Source organism: Segatella copri (genome assembly GCF_009494395.1).
Taxonomy (GTDB): domain Bacteria; phylum Bacteroidota; class Bacteroidia; order Bacteroidales; family Bacteroidaceae; genus Prevotella.
In genome coordinates, this window is the sequence record NZ_VZCB01000053.1 from 1 (window position 1) to 7818 (window position 7818).

Annotated in this window: 5 protein-coding genes; 3 read left to right on the plus strand and 2 right to left on the minus strand. The window is 43.9% G+C overall.

Translation table 11 applies throughout. The annotated features are described in order from the left end of the window. Positions 1 to 441: DUF4974 domain-containing protein (locus F7D73_RS06840; protein ID WP_153123347.1), on the plus strand; the 441-nt coding region annotated here is incomplete at its 5' end. 96 nt (positions 442 to 537) lie between these two features. Further along, entirely contained in the window at positions 538 to 3108 is a 2571-nt protein-coding gene (locus F7D73_RS06845; RefSeq protein WP_153123349.1) for a TonB-dependent receptor, read from the plus strand. A gap of 82 nt (positions 3109 to 3190) precedes the next feature. Here F7D73_RS06845 and F7D73_RS06850 read toward each other — a convergent pair whose 3' ends face one another. Further along, positions 3191 to 4063: a tetratricopeptide repeat protein gene (locus tag F7D73_RS06850; protein ID WP_153123351.1), complete on the minus strand. Its 873-nt coding sequence runs from the start codon at positions 4061 to 4063 to the stop codon at positions 3191 to 3193. 1235 nt (positions 4064 to 5298) lie between these two features. Here F7D73_RS06850 and F7D73_RS06855 point away from each other — a divergent pair. Next, positions 5299 to 6594 (plus strand): ATP-binding protein, encoded by a 1296-nt coding sequence (locus tag F7D73_RS06855; protein WP_153123352.1) that lies wholly within the window; start codon positions 5299 to 5301, stop codon positions 6592 to 6594. Between the two features lie 21 nt (positions 6595 to 6615). Here F7D73_RS06855 and F7D73_RS06860 read toward each other — a convergent pair whose 3' ends face one another. Then, on the minus strand, positions 6616 to 7752 hold the full coding sequence (locus tag F7D73_RS06860; protein WP_153123354.1) for a FecR family protein: 1137 nt from the start codon (positions 7750 to 7752) through the stop codon (positions 6616 to 6618). Positions 7753 to 7818: the final 66 nt, after the last annotated feature.

A 7818-nucleotide genomic window follows, 5' to 3' on the forward strand; every position in this document is an offset into this window, starting at 1 on the left:
GCATCCCATCCTATAACTTCCTGGCGTAAACTGGCAGCATCCATCGCCGGCTTTGTCTTGATTTCGGGTATTGCCTTTGCCGCAATCCATACTTACATCAAGCGCAGCCAGGAACCAATCCAGGTAACCGCAGACACTCATCCGGAAGTCATAAAATCAGATTCCGCAAAGCAGGTAGCAGCAACGGATTCCCTGACTCATCCGAAACCAGAAAAGCCAGCCATTCACAAGACTTTCGAGAATGTGGCTTTCGAGCAGATGATTTCAGAGATTGCTTCTTATTATGATTTACAAGTGAAGTTTGAGAATAACGAGGACAAGACCCTCCGCCTCTATTACGAATGGAACAGTCATTCGAGCATCGAGAACATCGTAAAAGAACTGAACCAATTCGAGAATGTAAACATCGAATTGCAACAAAACGAGCTGATTGTAAAATAACAAGCTTATCAAAAGTAAGCATAATATTATCGACTCTCAAAGTAATCATAAAGTTCTATGTTCAAAGCTCAAAGTTAAAAGTTAAAAAGTATCATTATGAGAAGATTTTCAGCCATCATATTCCTGCTGTGCACGTTCGCCCTGGCGATGAGCGCACAGCACATCCAGCGCAACTATCACGACCGCAGCATGTCGGACGTACTCATCGACCTCGACAAGGCTTCCAAGCGCTACAAAATCAGTTTCATCTACAACGAACTGGAGGATTTCACAGTTACCCAGAACGTGAAGACAGCCAATATTCCCGATGCCATCCGCAAGGTAATCGGTTTCTATCCAATGCAGATGACCGTGGGCGACAGCCTCATCACGGTAGAATGCATACGCAAGAGCGAGCGCAAGCTGATAGGCAGACTGATAGACAATCACAATCTTCCTGTAGAATTCGCCAATATCCAGCTGCTCAACCCGAAGGATTCCTCCTTTCTCTGTGGAGGCGTGAGCAACGCCAATGGCGATTTCGTCATCCCCTGCCAGCAGAAACAGGCCCTCATGAAGGTTTCGTTCGTAGGCTACAAGACGATTTGCAAGCTGGTATCTATTGCCCGTATCGGAAATGTGAGGATGCAGGCGAATTCATACTTGTTGAAAGGTGTGACCGTTGAAGCCGCAAAGGTTGTAGAAAAAGTAGATAGACAAATCATCTTCCCTACAAAAGAGCAGGTGAAAACGGCTTCCAATGGTTATGATCTGTTGGACAACTTGTCTTTGCCTACCATTATCGTAAATCGAGCAGAACGCAAAGTTCTGTCATTAAAGGGCGGAGATGTGCAAATACGCATCAACGATGTCAAGGCTAGCATGCAAGATGTATTGGCTTTGCAGCCGGATGAAGTTACAAAGGTGGAATTTATCAATGTTCCAGGACTCAAATATGGAGACAGCAATCTGGATGCAGTCATCAACTACCAGGTCCGCCGACGCTATGCCGGTTATGTGGGTGGAGTTTCTACGATGCAAGGCACCAAGGCAGGTTTCAATAATAGCGACGGTTATTTCAAATACAATGTGAAGAAATCGGAATTCAGCATCAACTACAGTTTCTCCTATCGCTCGGTAGAGGAACGAAGCTATGAGAGTCTCGGTACTTATCATCTGCCCACAGGAGAAACTCTACATCGCAATTATTTAGGTTATGATTCTCCGTTCCTATACACCACCAATAATGTACAGTTGGGTTATAATCTTAGTGAGCCAGACAAATATACATTGAATGTACGGTTGAATTTCTACAATCACAACAGTCCTGTGAGAGGCATGAACCAGCTTTATCAGGAAAGCGGCAAGGCAAATCAATATCTGCAAAACAACAGAAAAATGCTGGAGCAGATTCCATCTCTGGACATTTATTATTCGCTCAACATGCCCCATGACCAGAACCTGGCTCTGAACCTGGTGGGTACTTACATCGGCACAGATTACCAGTATCGTATGAGGGAATATACGTTCAACAAATCGCCGGATGAATCTGTAAAGAACGCTCCGCTGACCGATTACAGTTATGATGCAACTGGTAGAAAGCGCTCTCTTATTGGTGAAGGAACATACAGCAAGAACTGGAAACAGATGGCTTTATCGGTAGGTGGACAATATAATATCAGCCACACAGATAACATCTATGTGGGAAGCAGTAATGCTGATACGGAATTGAAGTACAGCAATCTCTATCTTTTCACCCAGCTACAGGGACAGCAGAAGTGGTTCAGTTATCAGGTGGGAGTTGGTGCAACCAGGTCTTCAATCCATCAGGGGGAGAACGGATACAGCAAATGGCTGTTTCGACCACAGGTAACTTTACAGGCAAAGGCTAGCGACCGTCTGAGTTTTAAATGGAGCAGCAAAATCACGTCAGACATCCCAAGCCTTTCCGACTTGAGCGAGTTGCGCCAATATTCCAACAGCTTTGAGGCGCGTGACGGCAATAGCGGTCTGAAGCCATTTACCGGCTACAACAATACCTTGTCGGCTTCCTGGAACATTCCGCTGATGTCTGTGTACCTGGAGGGAAACTGGACGTATTACGACAAGCCTATAGCTACTTCTATCTTGCCCGAAAAGCGGGAGGATGGCTCTTATCTCTTTGTGAGCAAACCGGAGAATCAGAAGAGTCATGATTACAAGCACCTGCTGTTGACTCCTGAAGTTCACCTCATCAAGGATCATCTGGATTTGAACCTTATGTGCGAGTATCAGAATGTCAAGACAAAGGGTTTGGATTATTCCCACGAGTTCAATTACTTCAGTTATGGAGCAGAAATTCGGTACATGACGGGCAATTGGAACATTGGTTATGGTGCCTATAAGGTGGAAAAGAGTTTTTGGGGAGAAAAGACAAACGGCGGAGAGCCAACCTCCAATCTTGCCGTAACCTACAATTATAAGAACTGGCAGTTTGGCGTTCTCGGATTATTCGTATTCTATCCTCATGGCTGCGTGTATAAGGATGAACTTTTCAACAAGTATGTGCAGCAGAAGAACAAGGTACGCCTTGCTGACCAGGGCAACATGCTTGTCTTTGCTGCCAGCTTCAACTTCAGCCATGGCCGCAGATACCATACAGGCAGCCGTAAGCTGAACAATAGCGATAGAGATAATGGTATCAGATAAAACGACGACTTGTAGTTATAAAAAATAATCTTTCTAACTGGGAAAATATTTTTTTCCAGTTAGAAAGATGAAATTCTATTATTCAGTATTCGTTATGGAAAACCTTATAGGGGTCCATCTGCTGCATTTTTTCCTTTATTTTCTGCTCTATTCCCTCTGATGGTTCCGGAATTTCGGCACCCATTTCCTTGGCAGCAGCCTCATCCTCGGCAGCACCGGCACTATCACCCAGACTTCTACGAACCTCGCTGCGCTCACGATACGCATCAATAGAGAAAGGATTAACATCCATCACCTTACCGTAGGTCTGTTCAGCCTCCTCCATCTTTCCCTGCGCCTTCTCTACACGAGCCTTCAGCAACAGCACATCCTCGTTGCCCGGAATATGCTCATAGAGGAAAGTTGCATCGAGTTCTGCCTCGGAAAGCTGAGCCTGATCCAACAGGATGCTGCCACGAAGCAATCGGGCGGCATAGAAATCCTCACGCTTGCCTATCGCCTCAGTCAGCATCGACACAGCACGGAGGGCATCGCCCAGCCCTCTGCAGGCTCTGGCATAGAAGAAATACGTCTCTACATTCTCAGCATCCAGCTGCAGAGCCTTATCGCATACCTCCGACATGGCAGTATAGTTCTCCATCATATACGCCACATCCGCCATACGCAGCAACACCGCCACGTTGTCAGTCTGTGCCTCTGAGATTTTCTGCAACTGGGCGTAAGCCTGCTGCAGGTTGCCCATAGAGATGTAAGCCTGCGAAAGATAGTCGCGGCATTCCAGATCTTCAGCATTCAGCTGCAGAGCTTGTTCCAGAAACTTGGCAGCAAGGTCAAATTGATGCATACGGAGAGCACGCACACCATCATATTTCACCTTGTCGAAGTCCTTTTCCTTCGTTTCTCTCACTTCTTCGGTAGTTTTTTGCCCACCAAATAGCTTTTTCAATATGTTCATAATCCAACAGTTTATTTTGGTTTTGAATTGTTTTTGTTGAAATCGTATCAAACGACAGGGCAAAAATACGAATAAAATCCCGAAAAACGCCCCTTTTTTGGAAGAAATATTTTCTTTTTTCTGATTACGAGAAGAAAAAACATAAACTGAGACGGGCAGCCAACAACCTCATAAGTGTCTGCTTCTTAGCGAGTTATAAGTATTTCTCAATTCTACTAAAGGCTTCAAACGTCTCAGTCTCAGTTGTCTCAGTTGTTTTTCAAGTACCCCCTCTTCTTCTTTTATTCTTATATATATTATACATATATATATAATTAATTAATAATCAACAAGTTACAAAAGTAAAAAAGGGAAAGAAAGAGAAAAAGGGGAAAATGATACCCCCTTATTTTTTAACTGAGACACTGAGACACTGAGACTGCTTCTAATTAATTGGAATGCCACTTTTTGCATTAACTGTCTGATAATAAGCCTTCTAGAAGAAGAGAAGGCGTTCCAGTTCCAGTTGTTCCAATTAATTTTTCAGCATATCCCTTCTACCCCTATTTTTATATATATATTTATATATTATATATATAATTAACTAATAATCAATATATTATATAATATAAAGAAATAAAGAGAAAGGACAAACGAAAGATATGAACCCACTCAAAATTAATTGGAACAACTGGAACAACTGGAACAATTGGAACAACCGGAACGCAGCCAACCGGAGCAAGCTAATTGGAACGCAGCCCCCCAGGGAAATCCCCTCTTCTCTAGAAGGCAAGCCCAATCCATTTGCTTTTCACTTTAGGAACAGAAAATCATAGGAAAAACATTAATTTTCCTTAAACAAACCGCTTTCTAGGATTATTTCGAAGTATAGTTAGAAATATTTTCGGATTTTTGCAAAGTATACTTTAAAATATTTCTGTATGGACAAGCAAATTATCAAAAGAAAGCCTTTCCAGGCTATCACGGTTACATCATCACCCGTGATTACCAGACCCAAATAATGGCAGATGGCTATACGATAGAGGTAGTACCTATCTGGAAATGGCTACTACAAGACAACAACTAGAGCTTTAAAGAGCAAAAAGAGATTTTAGATAAAAACAGAAACTTTCCTTTTCAAAAGGAAATAATTGCCGATTTCTTTCCTTTTTAGAAGGAAAGTTTGTATCTTTGCAACCGAGTGTAGGTAGCTACATATTAACAATAAAATAATCAGTAATAAAGAAGGTACACAAATGGAACTACGCAGCACATTTCAGTCAATCATTTCCTTGCACCAAGAGGAATTACCTTTTGCCTTGCAAGAGAGAAGCACCCAACTTCCGTTGGATGGAAACCGCATCGTGACTGTTACTGGCATTCGCCGTTGCGGAAAGTCATCATTATTGGGACTTACGATTAATCGTCTGCTACAACAAGGAACTCCAAAAGAGCGCATCCTCTATGTTGGCTTCGACGATGAACGTTTTCTTTCCATGTCGCCCGAAAACTTCGATGAATTGCTGCAAGCTTATCGTGAAATGTATCCTGATACATCGCTTAAGGATGTTTATATGTTTTTTGATGAGATACAACTCATAGAGGGCTGGGAACTCTTTGTTCTCCGAGTGTATAAGAATTATTGCAAGCATATCTATGTAACAGGTAGCACAGCCAAGATGCTTTCTGAAGAAATGGCTTCCGCTTTGCGAGGATGGCCTGACGAATATCGCGAGTATCCTTTGAGTTTCAAGGAATATTTGGCGTTCAAAGGCACCAAGGCAAATCCATTTAGCGAAGCTGGAAAGGCAAAGATGGCGGTCTCCTTCCGCGGTTATTGCGAGGAGGGCGGTTTTCCAGAGGTTGTTCTCGAAAAAAGCAAGATGGAAAAAGTAAAAATCCTGCAGTCTTACTTCAACACCATGCTCTTCAGGGATATGGTGGAGCATTATCATATCGGAGCTTCTCCTTCGGTGGTGCGTTATTTTTTAAAGCGTGTGATGAACAATCTCACGAAGCCGACTAGCGTGAACAATATTTATAACGACTTGAAATCGCAAGGTTTAAAGGTCTCCAAGGATTCCCTCTATCTGTGGCTCGACTATGCTTGCAACATTTTCATGTTTCGCAAAGTGGAAAAATACGATAAGTCGATGGTAAAACAGCGTTCTGCTCCTGCCAAGTATTATGTGACTGACATTGCCCTGCGCAATGCCGTATTATTGCCTGAGAGCGAAGATGCAGGCAAGGCTTTGGAAAATATCGTTTATCTCAACTTAGAGAGAACGCTTGGAGAAGAGGACGGGATATTCTACTTCTATGAATCGAAGGAATGCGACTTCGTTGTGAAAAAGGGCGAGCGTGTAGCTGAGCTGATACAAGTCTGTTGGACATTGAATGATGATAACGTAGAACGAGAGATAGGAGGCTTGATAGCTGCCTCCTCGGTTACAGGTTGCAAACAGGGAAAAATCATCACTTTCTCCCAACGAGAGACCTTCGAACGAGATGGGATAAGGATTGAGGTTATGCCGATATGGGAGATGGAATAGGAAAAGGGGCAAGACCATGGCTTAAAGCACCATGATCTTGCCCTTTTCTATTCTGACTTTTGCCATACCCATCTCGTTCAACGCCGTGATGATTTCCTGCAGACTTGCCCTGCGGGAGAAGCGGAAGTGGATGAGCTTATCCATATTCGCCTGGGATTGGAAGACTACGGTCTTGTTGTACCAGGCTCCGATGTCGCTCATCGCCTCTGCCAGCGTAACCTGATCCATATCGAAATCGCCTTCCAGCCAATCGGAGGCTGAAGAGGAAGCCTTAGACACCACTATCTTATCCGCCTGGAGCGTAGCAGTCTGCCCTGGGCGCATTTCCACCTCAGTATCGGCATTGCTCACCTTCACCTTGCCCTGCATCAGGGTTACCTTTGGGGCATCCTTGCGATAGGCTTTCACATCGAATATGGTACCTAATACCTGCGTCTGCATCTCGCCCGCCTTTACCACGAAAGGCCGATGAGGGTTCTTGGTTACCTCGAAATGAGCCTCGCCCTTCAGACGGACTTCCCGGACTTCTGCATCATCGAAAGATGCAGGATACTCGAGCGTAGAATTGGCGTTGAGCATCACCTTGGTGCCATCGCTCAGCGTTACCAATGTGGTGGTTGCTGCCGGGGTAGAAACCACGCAATAGCCATCGCTCAGGGTCTGCTCTACCTGCTTGGGAGAAGTGACCTCTGAGAAAAGCTCCATGGAGAACTCCGTAGGCTGAGAAATCTCCTGGGATGAACGGAAAATAAAAAGGAAGAGGCTTGCCGCTACAGCTACAGATGCTGTAATCCAAGTCAGGATTCGGGCTTTAGAAACCTTTCTGGAAGAAGATTCACCTTCGATTTCCCTTTCGATTTCGTTTCCATTTTCTCTTCCGATTTCATCCTCTATCTTTTTCTCAGACAATTCATTTTCTGCCTTCTGTAGATGTTCCTCCTCAGAAGAAATATGCTTCTTCTCGAAAGCTTCCCAAGCCGCCAGCGTTTCTTCCTTCGAAGGCTCATCGCCCAAGGCTTCCCCGAATATCTGGGAAAGCCGGGCATCAGAAACATTTTCTGAAACTTTCTCAGAAGCATTCTCAGAAGCATTCTCAGAAACATTTTCTGATACAGAATCCATTCTATAATCCAGTTCTTGATCTTGATTCTTATTCATGATTTTTCCTTAAAATTCTTCTATAATCTGCTGAATAGCTTAAAATGAGCGATTTATAAGTGTTCA